Source organism: Flavobacterium sp. (genome assembly GCF_047602195.1).
In the GTDB taxonomy this organism is placed as follows: domain Bacteria; phylum Bacteroidota; class Bacteroidia; order Flavobacteriales; family Flavobacteriaceae; genus Flavobacterium.
The window spans coordinates 455,833-471,682 of sequence record NZ_JASGHW010000003.1; the positions used below are offsets into that span (position 1 = coordinate 455,833).

Annotated in this window: 13 protein-coding genes; 9 read left to right on the top strand and 4 right to left on the bottom strand. The window is 48.8% G+C overall.

All coding sequences use genetic code 11. The features are described from left to right. Positions 1-36 precede the first annotated feature (36 nt). A complete protein-coding gene (locus QM717_RS05435; RefSeq protein ID WP_415035597.1) occupies positions 37-837 on the top strand; it encodes an ABC transporter substrate-binding protein in 801 nt (266 codons plus the stop codon). Between the two features lie 173 nt (positions 838-1,010). On the opposite strand, the gene QM717_RS05440 is transcribed toward QM717_RS05435, so the two are convergent. Together QM717_RS05440 and QM717_RS05445 are read right to left on the bottom strand one after the other, a co-directional pair. Further along, positions 1,011-1,733: a DUF4197 domain-containing protein gene (locus QM717_RS05440; protein ID WP_415035599.1), complete on the bottom strand. Its 723-nt coding sequence runs from the start codon at positions 1,731-1,733 to the stop codon at positions 1,011-1,013. Between the two features lie 262 nt (positions 1,734-1,995). Continuing rightward, the gene (locus QM717_RS05445) at positions 1,996-2,730 is read right to left on the bottom strand and encodes a DUF4197 domain-containing protein (RefSeq protein WP_415035601.1); all 735 of its coding nucleotides are present in this window, start codon (positions 2,728-2,730) and stop codon (positions 1,996-1,998) included. 141 nt (positions 2,731-2,871) lie between these two features. Here QM717_RS05445 and QM717_RS05450 point away from each other — a divergent pair, with 141 nt between their 5' ends. The 8 genes from QM717_RS05450 (at position 2,872) to QM717_RS05485 (ending at position 14,054) form a co-directional block, all read left to right on the top strand. Continuing rightward, entirely contained in the window at positions 2,872-4,356 is a 1,485-nt protein-coding gene (locus tag QM717_RS05450) for a catalase (RefSeq protein ID WP_415035603.1), read from the top strand. A 229-nt stretch (positions 4,357-4,585) separates the two neighbouring features. Beyond that, positions 4,586-8,014 (top strand): methylmalonyl-CoA mutase family protein, encoded by a 3,429-nt coding sequence (locus QM717_RS05455; RefSeq protein ID WP_415035605.1) that lies wholly within the window; start codon positions 4,586-4,588, stop codon positions 8,012-8,014. 91 nt (positions 8,015-8,105) lie between these two features. Then, positions 8,106-8,285 carry a hypothetical protein gene (locus QM717_RS05460; protein ID WP_415035607.1) on the top strand — a complete coding sequence of 60 codons (180 nt, stop codon included), beginning with the start codon at positions 8,106-8,108 and terminating at the stop codon, positions 8,283-8,285. 2 nt (positions 8,286-8,287) lie between these two features. Continuing rightward, positions 8,288-8,971, top strand: a complete 684-nt coding sequence (locus tag QM717_RS05465) for an alpha/beta fold hydrolase (protein ID WP_415035609.1) — start codon at positions 8,288-8,290, stop codon at positions 8,969-8,971. Positions 8,972-9,250: 279 nt separating this feature from the next. Then, positions 9,251-11,548: a histidine kinase dimerization/phosphoacceptor domain -containing protein gene (locus tag QM717_RS05470; RefSeq protein ID WP_415035611.1), complete on the top strand. Its 2,298-nt coding sequence runs from the start codon at positions 9,251-9,253 to the stop codon at positions 11,546-11,548. Positions 11,549-11,558: 10 nt separating this feature from the next. Next, positions 11,559-12,089: a hypothetical protein gene (locus QM717_RS05475; protein ID WP_415035613.1), complete on the top strand. Its 531-nt coding sequence runs from the start codon at positions 11,559-11,561 to the stop codon at positions 12,087-12,089. A 23-nt stretch (positions 12,090-12,112) separates the two neighbouring features. After that, the gene (locus QM717_RS05480; protein ID WP_415035615.1) at positions 12,113-13,222 is read left to right on the top strand and encodes a response regulator; all 1,110 of its coding nucleotides are present in this window, start codon (positions 12,113-12,115) and stop codon (positions 13,220-13,222) included. Continuing rightward, a complete protein-coding gene (locus tag QM717_RS05485) occupies positions 13,140-14,054 on the top strand; it encodes a sigma-54 interaction domain-containing protein (protein WP_415035617.1) in 915 nt (304 codons plus the stop codon). Before QM717_RS05480 ends, QM717_RS05485 begins: the two co-directional genes overlap by 83 nt. A 43-nt stretch (positions 14,055-14,097) precedes the next feature. Here QM717_RS05485 and QM717_RS05490 read toward each other — a convergent pair whose 3' ends face one another. Further along, positions 14,098-14,910, bottom strand: coding sequence for an alpha/beta hydrolase (locus QM717_RS05490; protein WP_415035619.1), 813 nt, complete (start codon positions 14,908-14,910; stop codon positions 14,098-14,100). Positions 14,911-14,921: 11 nt separating this feature from the next. Beyond that, complete coding sequence (locus QM717_RS05495) at positions 14,922-15,830, bottom strand: alpha/beta fold hydrolase (protein ID WP_415035621.1); 909 nt, start codon at positions 15,828-15,830, stop codon at positions 14,922-14,924. Between the last annotated feature and the right edge of the window lie 20 nt (positions 15,831-15,850).

A 15,850-nucleotide genomic window follows, 5' to 3' on the forward strand; every position in this document is an offset into this window, starting at 1 on the left:
CGCATTTACAGGATTTTAACAGTTAAGTTACATTTTATGCACGTGAAACTCGAGGATCAGTTGGGCAATGTGTTTGATTTTGAATCGGTTCCGAAGCGGATTGTATCGCTCGTTCCGTCGCAAACCGAATTGCTGTGTGATTTGGGTTTGGAAGAAAACCTTGTCGGGATTACCAAATTCTGTGTGCATCCGTTTCATTTGAAGTCGATCAAAACGATTGTTGGCGGAACCAAGAAAGTCAAAGCCGAAAAAATCCGCGCGCTTCGGCCCGACATCATCATCGCGAACAAAGAGGAGAATACATTGGAGATTGTCGAGGAATTGAAGGCAATCGCCCCGGTTTGGGTGACCAACATCATCACGATTGAAGACAACCTGCAAATGATCGCCGATTTCGGAAAATTGTTCAACAGAAGGACCGAGGCGCAAAAATGGATTGACAAAACCCATTTCGCCTACCAGGATTTCCAAAATTTCATCAAAGACAAACCGGTAAAGAAAGCCGCTTATTTCATTTGGCGCGACCCATGGATGGTGGCGGGTTCGGACAATTTCATCAACGAAATGCTTCGGCTCAACCACTTCAAAAATATTTATGAAGACAAAGGCCGTTATCCTGAAATCGAACCCAAGAAAATACGGTTGGAAGGCGACCCCGATTTGGTGTTTCTTTCGTCGGAACCTTATCCGTTCAAGGAAGAACATGCCTTTGAAATCGGTCGGTTTACGCACCACGCCAAGACGGTTTTTATCGATGGGGAAATGTTTTCGTGGTACGGCAGCCGACTGGTCAAAGCGTTTGCTTATTTCAAGAAACTGCACGAAAGGCTCGGCTGAAAAAGAAAAAAAAACCGGCAATCCTAGAACTGCCGGCATCTTTTTAACTAACTCTAAACCAAATAATAAAAACCCTTTATTATATGGTACAAATGTCCGACAATTATCTTCGCGAATGTGTTAAGGTTTAGTTATATATATGTTATTGATTAGCAAAATTTTAAGTCTTGGTTTTAACGCGGATTGTCCTGTAACGCAAACACTTTTTTCAACAGTTCCGAACTGCGTGCGCTGAGGTTGTTTCGGATGTCTTTTTCTTCGACGGCGACCATCTTGAAAACGCCTTTCATGGCTTGGTTGGTGACATAATCATTGAGGTCGGGATTGACTTTATTCACGAGCGGAATCGAGTTGTATTTGCTGATGATCTGGTTCCATACTTTATCGGCGCCCACTTTCCCGAGCGAACTTTTGACGACCGGGTTGAATTTGGCGTACAATTGCGTCGAAGTCGAATTTTGCAGATAGGTCGTCGCCGAGGAATCGTTGCCCAACAAAATATTGCGCGCATCGGTAAAGGTCATGTTTTTGACCGCCGAGACAAAAATCGGCGTGGCTTCCTTGACGGCATTTTCGGCGGCGCGGTTGAGTACTTTCAAGCCTTCGTCGGCCAAGTTCGACATCCCGATGTCGCGCAAGGTCTTGTCGACTTTCTTGAGTTCGTCGGGAAGCAAAATCTTGACGGCTTCATTTTTAAAAAATCCATCAGTCATTGTCAATTTCGAAACTTGTTTGGTGATGCCGTTGTTGAGTGCCTCTTTGAGACCGGCAGCAATATCGGTGTTGGAAACCGTCGATCCGATTTGGCCGAGTTCGGGGTATTGATTGGCGACCTGTTGCAATTCGGCACAGCTCCAGGTCAGGAAAAGGGCAGGGAGGAGGAGTATTTTTTTCATGGTCCAAAGGCTGGTTATGGAAGTATTTGGTGGCAATTTTTTAGTACTATACAGTGGTCGGTCGGCAAATGTAATATTTAACAAAAAGTACAGATTTTCTGTTTTGAATATGTTTTTTTAATTTGTTGGGTATACCTTCATAGCCCCCTTCCCTAAAGCGAAAATACTTTTTTTTAAAGCACAACCCTTACAGAAAAACTATAATTGTCAAAAGTAATTTTTAAAGAAGTTGCCCGAAGCGCAACTGGCTTTCTCCTCTATATCATTTCTTTTTCTTCTTCTTATCCTGCAACGCAAACACCTGTTTGAGCAAATCCGAACTTCTCGAGCCCAGTTTGGTGCGAATGTTTCCTTCTTCGACGGCAATCATTTTAAACACACCTTCCATCGCTTTATTGGTCACATAATCGGTGATGTCTGGATTCACATCGTTTACAAGCGGCAATTTGTTGTATTGCGAAATAATGGTCGCCCAGATCTGATCGGCACCGACCTTGCCAATCGATTGCTGCACGACCGGGCTGAACTTCGCATACAATGCCGACGATGTCGATTGTTGCAAATAAGAAGTCGCTGCATTGTTGCTGCCCATCAAAATGTTCTTGGCGTCGCCGATGCTCATGTTTTTGATCGCATCGACAAAAATCGGCGTGGCTTCCTTGACTGCATCTTCGGCGGCGCGGTTCAAGGCTTTGACGCCATCATCGGCGAGTTTCGACATCCCCATGCTGCGTAAGGCTTTGTCTACTTTTTGGAGTTCGGCAGGCATCAGGATCTTGACCATTTCGTTTTTGTAGAAACCGTCCACGGCAGTCAATTTGGAAACCTGTTTGGTGATGCCGTTGTTGAGCGCTTCCTTGAGCCCGGCACTGATGTCGAGTCCGTTGGTGTTTAAAGTCGAACCGGTCGTTTGTCCGGCCACTTGGTTGATTAAGTCTTTTAATTGGGCATTTCCGATGAATGGAACGAGTAGGCAAAGGCAGAAAATTTTCTTCATTTTTTTTCAATTTTGCCCAAAGTTAGCAAATATCAAACCGTTTTAAAATAATGTAAAACTATCAAAAAATTAAAATAATCGATTTTGATTATACAATATGATTTTTTAAATTTGGGAAACCAACCTGAAAATTATTAAATCATGAGCAACAACGACAAAAAACTAACGACGGCTACCGGAACCCCAGTGCCCGACAACCAGAACATCATGACTGCCGGACTACGTGGCCCCGTTTTACTCCAAGACTTCTGGTTCCTTGAAAAAATGGCACACTTCGACCGCGAAGTCATCCCCGAACGACGCATGCACGCCAAAGGATCGGCTGCTTACGGGACCTTTACCGTCACGCACGACATCACCAAGTACACCAAAGCCAACCTGTTTTCCAACATCGGCAAAAAGACCGATCTGTTTTTGCGGTTTTCGACCGTGGCCGGAGAACGCGGTGCCGCCGATGCCGAACGCGACATCCGTGGTTTTGCGATCAAATTCTACACCCAGGAAGGCAATTGGGATTTGGTGGGCAACAACACGCCGGTATTCTTTTTTCGCGACCCGATGAAATTTCCCGATCTCAATCACGCCGTCAAACGCGATCCCAAAACGAACCTCCGAAGCGCCGACAACAACTGGGATTTCTGGACACTATTGCCCGAAGCCTTGCACCAGGTCACGATTGTCATGAGTGACCGCGGCATCCCGAAATCCTACCGTCACATGCACGGTTTCGGCAGCCATACGTTCAGCTTTATCAATTTCGACAACGAGCGGCATTGGGTCAAATTTCATTTCCGCACGCAACAGGGCATCGAGAATTTATCCGATGAGGAAGCAGCCCAACTCGTCGGCGGTGACCGCGAAAGCCACCAACGCGATTTGTTCGACGCGATCGAACGCGGCGATTTCCCGAAATGGAAAATGTTCATCCAGGTCATGACCGAAGCCGAAGCGAACCACTATTCAATCAACCCATTCGATTTGACGAAAGTATGGCCGCATGGCGATTATCCATTGATTCCGGTCGGCGAATTCGAACTCAACCGCAACCCCGACAATTATTTCGCCGAGGTCGAACAGGCGGCGTTCAATCCGGCCAATATTGTTCCCGGCATCGGTTATTCGCCCGACAAAATGCTGCAGGCGCGATTGTTTTCGTACGGCGATGCGCAGCGTTATAGGCTTGGCGTCAACAATTACCAGATTCCTGTCAACGCGTCCAAATGTCCGTTCCATGCGTTCCACCGCGATGGGGCGATGCGTGTCGATGGCAATTACGGAAGCGCCAAAAGTTACGAACCCAACAGTTTCGGTGAATGGCAGGAACAGCCCAAACACAAGGAGCCGCCATTGGCCTTGCACGGCGACGCCTATGCCTGGGACCACCGCGTCGATGAGGATTATTTTTCGCAACCGGGCAATTTATTCCGCCTCATGACCGATGAGAAGAAACAGTTGTTGTTCAAGAATACCGCGGCCCAAGTCGGTGGCGCACAAAAATTCATCCAGATCCGCCACATCCGCAATTGCTTCAAGGCCGATCCGGCCTACGGTACCGGTGTTGCGAATGCACTGGGCTTGACGATGGATGAAGTTAATGCTTTTTCCGATCCACGGGTTAACAATTAAATAGAGACGCTCACTATGGTGGGCGTTTTTTTTTAGGAGCTTGTTCCCGCTTTCCGCAGTATCTCTGCGAGGATACTTGCTGCAATCGGGGCTAGGAGCAGTTGTGTTGGCTTGGCGAAGCAAATAACAAATCAACTCAAAAAATCAACTCAAAACTTTCCCCAAAAACCAACTACAACGTTTTCAGAATTTCGTAAATTGCGGCCCATATTTTAGCACAAATTTCAAAATGGAACAAGTACAGCCTTATTCTCCTGTCAATAAAGTAAGAATCGTAACCGCAGCCTCCTTGTTCGACGGCCACGACGCCGCGATCAACATCATGCGCCGCATCATCCAGTCGACCGGTGTCGAAGTCATCCACCTCGGGCACGACCGCAGCGTAGAGGAAGTCGTCAACACGGCGATCCAGGAAGATGCCAACGCGATTGCGATGACGTCTTACCAAGGCGGGCACAACGAGTATTTCAAATACATGTACGACCTTTTGAAAGAGAAAGGCGCCGGACACATCAAGATTTTCGGCGGCGGCGGCGGCGTGATTTTGCCGAGCGAAATTTCCGAACTGCACGAATACGGCATCGAACGCATCTATTCGCCCGATGACGGCCGTGAACTTGGACTCCAGGGGATGATCAACGATTTGGTCAAGCGCTCCGATTTTCCGGTCGGCGACAAACTCAACGGCGAAGTCAACCACCTCGAAGACAAAAATCCAACGGCGATTGCGCGTGTGATTTCTTCGGCGGAGAATTTCCCCGAAGTAGCGAAAACTGCCATGGCTTCGATCCACGAAAAAAACAAAGGTTCCAAAACCCCGGTGCTCGGGATTACGGGAACTGGCGGGGCTGGAAAATCGTCTTTGGTCGATGAACTCGTGCGTCGTTTCCTGATCGATTTCCCGGAGAAAACCATCGGATTGATTTCGGTCGATCCATCGAAAAGAAAAACGGGCGGCGCGCTTTTGGGCGATCGAATCCGTATGAATGCGATCAACAATCCACGTGTTTACATGCGTTCACTCGCGACGCGTCAATCGAACTTGGCGCTGTCGAAATATGTAGCCGAAGCGATTGAAGTTTTGAAAGCGGCCAAATACGATTTGATTATCCTCGAAACGTCGGGGATCGGGCAATCGGATACCGAAATCATGGACCATTCCGATGTGTCGTTGTATGTGATGACGCCGGAATTCGGTGCGGCAACCCAACTTGAAAAAATCGACATGCTCGACTTCGCCGATCTTGTGGCCATCAATAAATTCGACAAACGCGGCTCGCTCGATGCGTTGCGCGATGTCAAGAAACAATACCAAAGAAACCACCAATTGTGGGACGCCGATCCGGAAACTTTACCCGTTTTCGGCACGATTGCCTCGCAGTTCAACGACCCTGGAATGAACACGCTCTACAAATCGGTCATGGACAAAATCCATGAAAAAACCGATTCGGATTTGCAATCAGATTTCCACATCACACGCGAAATGAGCGAGAAGATTTTCGTGATTCCACCACACAGAACGCGTTACCTTTCGGAGATTTCGGAGAACAACCGCAAATACGACGAAACCGCTGCGGCCCAACAGAAAGTCGCGCAGAAATTATACGGTATTTTCAAAACGATTGAAAGCGTTTCGGGCAAACTTCCAACGATTTCAAAATCTGGAATTGACGATGCCATTTTGCAATCGAAAGATGAAACGACGGCACAATTCCTCAATTTGTTGGTCAAAGAATTCGACCGCGTCAAAATGGATCTCGATCCGTACAACTGGGAAATCATCCAAACCTGGGACGACAAAGTCAACAAATACAAAAATCCGATCTACAGTTTTAAAGTCCGCGACAAGGAAATCAAGATCGCTACGCATACCGAATCGCTGTCGCATTCGCAGATTCCAAAAGTGGCCTTGCCGAAATACGAAGCCTGGGGCGATATTTTGCGTTGGTGCCTGCAGGAAAACGTTCCGGGTGAATTCCCGTTTGCATCGGGATTGTACCCGTTCAAGCGCGAAGGCGAAGACCCGAGCCGTATGTTTGCGGGCGAAGGCGGACCGGAAAGAACCAACAAACGTTTCCACTACGTTTCGCAAGGTATGCCAGCCAAACGTTTGTCAACTGCGTTTGACTCGGTGACCTTGTACGGAAACGATCCGCACCTACGTCCCGATATTTACGGAAAGATTGGGAATGCCGGGGTTTCGATCTGTTGTCTCGACGATGCGAAAAAATTGTATTCGGGATTCGATCTCGTGCATCCGCTGACTTCGGTTTCGATGACGATCAACGGTCCGGCGCCGATGTTGCTCGGTTTCTTTATGAATGCCGCGATCGACCAACAATGTGAAATCTATATTAAAGCCAATAATTTAGTCGATGAGGTCCAGGCCAAAATCGATGAAATCTACAAGAAAAAAGGAACGAAACGTCCGCAGTACCAAGGCAAATTGCCCGAAGGAAACAACGGTCTCGGTCTCATGTTGCTCGGCGTGACGGGCGATATGGTATTGCCGGCCGATGTGTATGCCGATATTAAAGTCAAAACGCTCGCGCAAGTCCGTGGAACCGTGCAGGCCGATATCTTAAAAGAAGACCAGGCACAGAATACCTGTATTTTCTCGACCGAATTCGCGCTTAGATTGATGGGCGACGTACAAGAATATTTCATCGAAAAGAACGTGCGCAACTTCTATTCGGTGTCGATTTCGGGGTACCACATCGCCGAAGCAGGGGCGAATCCGATCACGCAATTGGCATTTACGCTGGCCAATGGTTTCACTTATGTAGAATACTATTTGAGCCGCGGCATGAACATCAACGATTTCGGCCCGAACCTGTCGTTCTTCTTCTCGAACGGTATCGATCCGGAATATGCGGTGATTGGCCGTGTGGCCAGAAAGATTTGGGCGAAAGCACTCAAAAACAAATACGGTGCAAATGAACGTGCACAAATGCTCAAATACCATATCCAAACCTCGGGGCGTTCGCTGCACGCGCAGGAAATCGATTTCAACGACATCCGTACGACCTTGCAGGCTTTGTATGCGATTTACGACAACTGCAATTCGTTGCACACCAATGCGTACGACGAAGCGATTACGACGCCGACCGAAGAATCGGTGCGTCGTGCGATGGCAATCCAACTCATCATCAACAAAGAGCTCGGTTTGGCCAAAAACGAAAACCCGATCCAAGGTTCGTTCATCATCGAAGAACTGACCGATTTGGTCGAGGAAGCTGTTTTGCAGGAATTCGACCGCATTACCGAACGTGGCGGGGTTTTGGGCGCGATGGAAACGATGTACCAACGCTCGAAAATCCAAGAAGAAAGTCTGTATTACGAAACCTTGAAGCACAACGGCGATTTCCCGATCATCGGGGTCAATACTTTCTTGAGTTCGAAAGGCTCGCCAACGGTGATTCCGGCCGAAGTCATCCGCGCGACCGAAGAAGAAAAGCAATACCAGATCGACATGCTCGACCAACTCCACAAAACCCATGCGGGCAAGGAAGAAGAACAGCTCAACGCGATCCAAGAGGCTGCCATCAACAACCAAAATATTTTCGAGAAATTGATGGAAGCGACCAAAGTGTGTTCGCTCGGGCAGATCACCTCGGCTTTGTTTGAAGTGGGCGGTCAGTACCGAAGAAATATGTAATTGATAAGGAAAGCCTTTCTTCGGAGAGGCTTTTTTATTTTTAGTCATATCGAATTTTAGCTACATTTGAGAAAATCTTAAAAGAAACAATATGGGCGACTTAAGCATCATCGAATTGTGCATCATCGGTTTCATCATCTTCGCCAAATTTGCGATCATCATTGGCGTGGCCATGTGGTCGAAGAAAAATCAGGAAAAGAAGAAACGTTTGTTTCTTGAGGAAGAAGAACGGCGAATGGCGATGCGGTCGCGCGAATCCCAATCGGTATAAAGATGCAGGATATTTTACTACTCCACGGTGCCATCGGGGCGAAACAACAATTCGATGCACTGGTGCAATCACTCGAAAAGCGATACAAAGTCCATACGCTCAACTTTAGCGGACACGGTGGCGCAGCGATCGGTAACGATTTTTCCATCGCGCAATTCGCTTCGGAAACACTCGATTACCTTGATGCCAATCAAATCGATGCAATCAAAATATTTGGCTACAGCATGGGCGGTTATGTGGCGCTGTATCTGGCAAAAATGCATCCGCAACGCATCGACGGCATTTTTACTTTGGCGACCAAATTCGAATGGACGCCCGAAATTGCCGCACGCGAAACCAAAATGCTCAACCCCGAAAAAATCGCAGAGAAAATTCCCGCATTCGCCGCAGAGCTCCAGCAACGCCACGCACCCAACGACTGGAAAACCGTGATGGCCAAAACCGCCGAAATGATGATCGGTTTGGGCGACAACAATCCATTGCAATTGGAAGATTACCAAGCCATTCAAATCCCAACGAGAATCGCCATCGGAGACAAAGACCAGATGGTCACACTCGAGGAAACGATTGCCGTTTACCGCAGTCTGCCCCATGCAAGCTTGGTGGTTTTGCCCCAGACACAACACCCGATCGAGAAAGTCAGTGTCGAAAGATTGGTTTCGGAACTCGGGATTTTCTTTGGTTGACCCAGGCAAATTTTCAGTCGCAATTTTAGCGGTATTTCGCTAATCCACGAAAAAAGGAGGCGGGATTGCCGGCTGCCGAAAGGGACAACTATTTACAAAAGACTTTAATTCGCTGGACTTGCTGTCTATCGGCTGGGCCGTTTTGGCATTGGCATCGGTATTGGTTGGAAGAATTCGGCCGATGGCACCGGATTGTCGCATATATTGTTTACATTTATATCGGCTTTCAGGGTATTATCTGGTTGTTTTTCAAAGGATTAGTTGAGTAAAATTCTTCACATGCACAAAATTACAATGCTTTTATTGGGGTTGGCCTTCACCTCGGTCGGTTTCGCGCAAAGTAACCCGAACATCTACAAGGAACTGCACCAGAAACTGCGTCTGGCAAAGGACGATGCCACACGCATTGACGCTTGGCTCGACCTCGATGCCCACTTCGCTGAATTGGCCCTGCGTCCGGAAAACGCCCAACTGCTCGACAGTTCGCTGTTTTACCTCACGAAAGCCGAAAGCCTGAGCGAAAAAATCGGATACAAACGCGGTATCGGCGGAACTTACATGTCATGGTCGCGCTACAAAGCCAACAAAGGCGAAACCAAGGAAGCGATCGAGTGGGCGAACAAATCGATTGACTATTTTACGAAATGGGGCAACAAAAATGACCTCGGTGAAGCGTATATGGCCCTGGCCTTTGCGCTTCCACAGAATTGCATCCCCAAGGACAAATTCGATGCGCTCGAAAATGCCTCGAAGAATTTCAAGCTCGGCGGGAAATTAAAGGAAGCGGCATCGGCATTGACCGAAATGGGCGCGTGGCGCATGGGCATCATGGGTGAAATGCTGCCGGGAATGGAACATCTGGAAGAAGCGCTCAAAATCCAAAAGCAAATCGGTTACGAGCGCACGCACCTCGTGGATTGCTATCTGGCCGTCGGCTACAACCAGATGGCCAATTACGAAAAGGCGATTGCCCATATCCTGTCGGCGATCAAAACGGTCGAACATTTGGGGGTCGAATCGGCTGAATCGGCCGAAGTCTACCACCACGGTGGCCGGATCTATTACAGCGTCGGTGATCTCAAGACGTCCTATTCCTATTTCGAGAAAGCCTACCAGCAGTACAAGAAATTTGATGTATTCGGACAAATCATCCAAGTCGAGAACAACCTCATTCTGGTATCGATAAAACTCAAAAAGGAGAAGGAAGCACTTTTCTATATGAAAGGGCTCGAAAAGAAATTGGGCAGTTTGCCGCCGAATTACCAGATTACTGCGGTTTCCAACCTTTTAAGGGGCTACACTTATTTCAAGGATTACAAAAGTGCGGAAAAATACAGCAAAAAGGCGATGGATTTTTCTGCACAATTTCCTGAGAACGACATGCGGCAAAATGTACTTTATCCCGCGCTGGCCGATTATCATTTTGGTGCCAAGCAGTACGATCTGGCACGCAAATATGGCGAAAAATACAAGCTGATGTCCGAAAAGATCAAAAATGCCAAGGCCATTGCCGAAATCCACCGCATGTTTGCGCGCATCGATTCGGCACAACTGCGTTTCGACGATGCGCTCAAGCATTTCAAACAAGAAAAAATGATCAATGACTCGTTGCTTTCGGCCGACAAGAACCGTCAGATTGCCCAACTCAAAATCGAATACGAGACCGACAAAAAAGACAAAGATTTGGCCATCAAGGAAAAAAGCAATCAATTGCTCAAGAAGCAAAGCGAACTGCAGCAGAGTCGCTTGCTGCAAACCTTGCAGATCAAGAACATCAGTGTGGGCGGTATTGTATTGCTTGTGATCATCCTGTTGCTTTTGTACAGCGGCTATCGCAACAAGCAGAAAACCAACCGCATCCTCGAGTCACAGAAAAACGAAATCAACCAGAAAAACAGCACGCTCGAAAAACTCGTCGACGAGAAGGAATGGCTGCTCAAGGAAATCCACCACCGCGTCAAGAACAATTTGCAGATGGTCATGAGTTTGCTCAATACCCAGTCGCATTACCTCAAGGACAAGGCGGCCATGGTGGCCATCCGCGACAGCCAGCACCGCATCCATTCGATGTCGCTGATCCACAAGAAATTGTACCAATCCGATAATGTGATCGCGATCAATATGGAAGTGTACATCTGCGAACTCATCGAGTATTTCAAGCAGTCGTTCGACACCGGCCAACGCATCCGTTTTGTCACCGACATCCAGCCGATAGAACTCGATACCTCACAGGCCGTACCGCTCGGGCTCATCATCAACGAAGCGATCACCAATGCGATCAAGCATGCGTTTCCAGGGCAGGGCGAAGGAACGATCACTGTCGTTTTGAAACAGGTTTCCGAATCGACCATCGAACTTTCGATCAAGGACAATGGAACCGGTTTACCCGAAAAGTCGGTGCCCAGCGGCAATTCGTCGCTCGGTATGAAACTCATCAACGGACTCAGCTCGGACCTCGACGCCAAACTCAACATCGAGAACGACAACGGTTTGCGCATCAGCATGACTTTTGTCCAGGACCGCAAAACGATCCAGGCACAAACCCAGACGCTCGAAAACATCAAGGCGGTTTCTTAAATCGAAAATTATGGAAGGCGGAAAGACAATGCTCGAGTCTATTTTGGAACCATACAGGATCACCATCGGTGAAGATTTTGAAAGGTATACCAATCACGCGACGCGGGTCTATCTGTTTTGCCGATTGCTCGACCCGACTCAGGAAAACGAAGCGAAATATGCCATAGCCGCGGCTTTCCACGACATCGGGATTTGGACGGCCGGCACTTTTGATTATTTGGATCCGTCTGTCGGCCAGGCTTTGGATTATCTCGAAACCATCGGCCAAACGGCTTGGGCAGCGGAAATTAAACGGATGATCGACTGCCACCATAAAGTGAAAAGCTACACCGGGGAATACGCCCAAACGGTACAGGCATTTCGCAAGGCCGATTGGATCGATGTCTCGCGCGGATTGCTTACATTTGGAATTCCCCGATCGACCATCGAAAGTATCCTAAAGGAAATTCCGAACCGCGGGTTCCATTCGTTTTTATTGCGGCAAAGCGGGCGGTATTTTTTGAAACATCCGTGGCGTCCGTTGCCGATGTTCCGGATTTAATAGTCCAATTGAATTTTGATACCATGGAGCACAACAGCAAAAAAAAGGTACTCATTGTAGAAGACCAATTCATCGAGGCACATGACCTGCAACTCATCATCGAGAAAGCGGGCTATGATGTGGTCGGGATTGCGCGTTCGGTGGCGCAGGCCGTCGAATTGCTCGAGCAGGTCAAACCCGACCTGGTTTTTCTCGACATCATCCTCAAGGGCAATGAAACTGGGATCGACCTGGCCAAAAGGCTGCAGGAAAACCACATTGGGTTTGTCTATATTTCGGCCAATTCGAGCAAAAGCATTCTCGAGGAAGCCAAAAAAACACAGCCGTACGGATTCATCGTCAAACCATTCCGCGAACAGGACGTCATCATTACGCTCGAAATCGCCTGCTACCGGCACAAGCACAGTCTCGAATCGTTGTTGCTGCAACAGAATTTACTGCAAAAAAGCATCGAAACAATCGCCAGGAATGAATCCAAATGGGAGCAGGCAGTCATCGAATTCGGAACTGCCGTCCAGCCGCACCTCCCGTTCGATTACATGGAATGCGGTTTTATCGATCGCACTTCCGAAAACAATCAGTCGATTGGTTTGTTGCGCCGGAACCTCGATGAATACCAAATCATCACTGCGGACAAACTCGCCAAAACGGCGGGGCTGCAAAAGCAGGAATTGCTGCGCATGTACGAGCATTCGCCCAAAGTCGAATCGCCCCAATTGTGTGGGCATCAGGAACTGGCCGAGCTGTGCCGCGAATCGCCCATCCGCCGTTTGGTCGCGACGACTTTTGGCATCAAATCCTTTTTGGCTTTTCCGCTGCAAGTCAAGGAGGACAGAATCTTCCACTTCTTTTTTTACAACCGCCAGCCGGTGGTTTATGAAACGGCACACCTCGATTTATTGGCCGGGCTCGAAAGAAACCTTGCGGCGTTTTGTTGCGCTGCATGCCGACCCTGTCCAACCCACGATAACTCCGTTGGCCCGACCCATTGCAGAACCGGCACGGACCGAACCCACTGCTTTTGGAACGATGATCGGCAACAGCGAGAAAATGCGCTCGGTGTTCGACCTGATCCGAAGGGTAGCGCCTACCGAAACCTCGGTGTTGATCCTCGGCGAAAGCGGTACAGGTAAAGAAAAAGTGGCGCAATCGATCCACCACATGTCATCGCGCAAAGACAAACCGCTGGTGATCATCAATTGCGGTGCGATTCCCGACAATTTATCCGAATCGCTGTTGTTCGGACACGAAAAAGGAGCATTTACGGGGGCAGTCGACAAACGAATCGGCAAGTTCGAGCTTGCAGACGGCGGAACGATTTTCCTCGACGAGATTGGCGAGATGCCGATGGAATTGCAGGTCAAATTGCTACGGGTGTTGCAGGAAAAAGAAATCGAACGCATCGGCGGACAATCGCCAGTTCGTATCGACGTGCGCATCATCGCCGCGACCAACCGAAACCTCGAGGAAGAAGTGGCTGCCGGAAAGTTCCGCCTCGATTTGTATTACCGTTTGCACGTGTTCCCGATTACGGTGCCCTCGTTGCGCGAACGCAAGGAAGACATCCCCGATTTGGCTTCGCATTTCCTCAAATTGTATGCGATTCCCGACCGCAAGGGATTGTCGGTTTCCTCTGGCGTTTTGCAGCAGTTTGATTTTTACGACTGGCCCGGTAACATCCGCGAACTCGAGCACGTCATCCAGCGCGGGATTTTGCTTTCGGAAGGCAACACGATCAAGGAAATCCAATTGCCATCGCTGCACAAAAAAGAAAAAGCCGAAGGCGAGACCTATTCGATCAAGACCATCCACGAAAACGAACGCGACTACATCAGCTACATCCTCAAGAAATGCAAGGGCAAGGTGTCCGGTGTGGGCGGTGCGGCCGAGGTACTCAACATTCCGCCTTCGACGCTCAATTCGAAAATCAAAAAACTCGGCATCAAGAACAACTTCTTTGGATAAAAAAAGCCGGCACTCAGTACCGGCTTAACCAACTTAACTAACATTATGAATAGCGCAGTTCGCGTGGTGCGGAATATTTATCAATCCAATTCAAAATGTAATCCGCTTCTTCTCTCCAGGTCGGCAAACCAAGCACATAATGGTTGTGCCCCTCGAATTCCTTGTATTCGGTAATCGAGCCTGGGTCTTTGTATTTCTTGTAATTGGTGTAATTGAGCGAAGCCGGCATGATGTGGTCGGTGCTGCCCGAGATGAACAGCAGTGGCGCATGCGGCTTGTTGAAGTCGACTTTGGAAACGCTCGTCAACGTATCGCGCAATACCGTTTTCGATTCGGGAATCGTACTTTGGTCATAGGATTCCTGTTGGTCTTTGAGCGACAGGCCATTGGTGAATGCGTATTGCCATTCGGACAGACTCATCAGATGCGTCCTTTTGCGCGAAGTAAAGTAGCCCAACGGTTTCCAGATCGATTTGATGAACGACCATTCGAACGACAATACTCCCTGCGGCGCCACCGAATGGATCATCACGCCGGCTGCCCCGAGGTTGCGGTAAATCATCAATTGCGTCGTCAATCCGCCCAGCGAATGCCCGATGACGATTGGTTTTTCGGGCAGTTTTTTGATAAAGTCCGCATAACTGTCCACGACGCCCTTGTAACTCGACAACGCAAGTTCTTCATCGTTGGGTTGCTTCATGCGCAGCTCGCGCGCGGTGCCTTCCTTGTAGGGCCAGGGCGGAGCATAGCAGGTGTAACCTTTGCTTTCAAAATAGTCGATCCAATGGTTCCATCCCAGATGGCTTACGAAAGCTCCGGTGATGAATACGATGGTTTTTGAGTTAATCGATGTCATACTTTTTGGATTTAGTGGGTTAACTGAAGAAAATTGGTGATGTATTGGGCCGTGAGTTCCGGAAACTGATGCTGCGGCCCGTGCCCCGAATGCGGAAATACAATGAGTTGCGTGCTGGGCAGTTCACGCGCCAGCGCATACCAGTTCTCGACCGGAAAGCAAATGTCGTGGTCACCGCATACTGCGAGCACCGGCTTTTGCGTCTTTTTGAGCTGGTCGCGCCAATGGTAAGCGTCGGTTTTAAAAGTAGCGCCTCCCTGGAAATACAAATCAAAGATTTCCTGCTTGGCCGGCACCTTCGACACATCGAAACGTTTGGCAATGCGGTCGTAGGAACGTTTGGCCGCGGCCTTGCTCACCTCCGATTTGGGTTCGAAAAACAGCACGGTAAAATCGTCAAAATTGTTGACCGGAATCAGTGCGCGTTCGAGGAAAATGGGTTCTAGATCGTGTGGATTTGCCCCAGGCGGATTGGTGCCCACGAGAATCGCGTGTGTCACCAAGTCCGGATATTGGAACAAAGCAGCCTGCGTCACAAATCCGCCGTAAGACCATCCCAGGACGGCTGTTTTTTTGAGTTGCAGAAAATCGCACAGGTCCTTTACATCTTTGGCCACGGCCACGATATCAGTAGGCAGCGTACCCGTCGATTCGCCGATGCCGGTGTAGTCGAAAATGATGATGCGGTGGTGCCGCGCGAGTTCGTCCAAAAACAACGGATCCCAACTGTCCATCGTTCCCCTGAAGCGGTTCACCAATACAATCGGGTTGCCTTTGCCAAACGACCGGAAAGCGATCTTGCGCCCACTGGTTTCGGCAAATTGCGTTTGGGCCGCAGCGGAACCCTGTGCTTGGCTTTCGCCTGTCCCGGCAGCCAAGGCCAACACAATGCCTATGATTTTTATATTTTTTGTTTTCATGATTTTGAGATTAAAAAGCG

Excerpts from the sequence above, each read along its gene's own strand:
- QM717_RS05470 (WP_415035611.1), top strand. The coding sequence starts at position 9,251 with ATGCACAAAATTACAATGCTTTTATTGGGGTTGGCCTTCACCTCGGTC.
- QM717_RS05475 (WP_415035613.1), top strand. The coding sequence starts at position 11,559 with ATGGAAGGCGGAAAGACAATGCTCGAGTCTATTTTGGAACCATACAGG.
- QM717_RS05490 (WP_415035619.1), bottom strand. The coding sequence starts at position 14,910 with ATGACATCGATTAACTCAAAAACCATCGTATTCATCACCGGAGCTTTC.
- QM717_RS05465 (WP_415035609.1), top strand. The coding sequence starts at position 8,288 with ATGCAGGATATTTTACTACTCCACGGTGCCATCGGGGCGAAACAACAA.
- QM717_RS05455 (WP_415035605.1), top strand. The coding sequence starts at position 4,586 with ATGGAACAAGTACAGCCTTATTCTCCTGTCAATAAAGTAAGAATCGTA.
- QM717_RS05460 (WP_415035607.1), top strand. The coding sequence starts at position 8,106 with ATGGGCGACTTAAGCATCATCGAATTGTGCATCATCGGTTTCATCATC.
- QM717_RS05485 (WP_415035617.1), top strand. The coding sequence starts at position 13,140 with ATGCGCTCGGTGTTCGACCTGATCCGAAGGGTAGCGCCTACCGAAACC.
- QM717_RS05480 (WP_415035615.1), top strand. The coding sequence starts at position 12,113 with ATGGAGCACAACAGCAAAAAAAAGGTACTCATTGTAGAAGACCAATTC.
- QM717_RS05450 (WP_415035603.1), top strand. The coding sequence starts at position 2,872 with ATGAGCAACAACGACAAAAAACTAACGACGGCTACCGGAACCCCAGTG.
- QM717_RS05495 (WP_415035621.1), bottom strand. The coding sequence starts at position 15,830 with ATGAAAACAAAAAATATAAAAATCATAGGCATTGTGTTGGCCTTGGCT.
- QM717_RS05435 (WP_415035597.1), top strand. The coding sequence starts at position 37 with ATGCACGTGAAACTCGAGGATCAGTTGGGCAATGTGTTTGATTTTGAA.
- QM717_RS05445 (WP_415035601.1), bottom strand. The coding sequence starts at position 2,730 with ATGAAGAAAATTTTCTGCCTTTGCCTACTCGTTCCATTCATCGGAAAT.
- QM717_RS05440 (WP_415035599.1), bottom strand. The coding sequence starts at position 1,733 with ATGAAAAAAATACTCCTCCTCCCTGCCCTTTTCCTGACCTGGAGCTGT.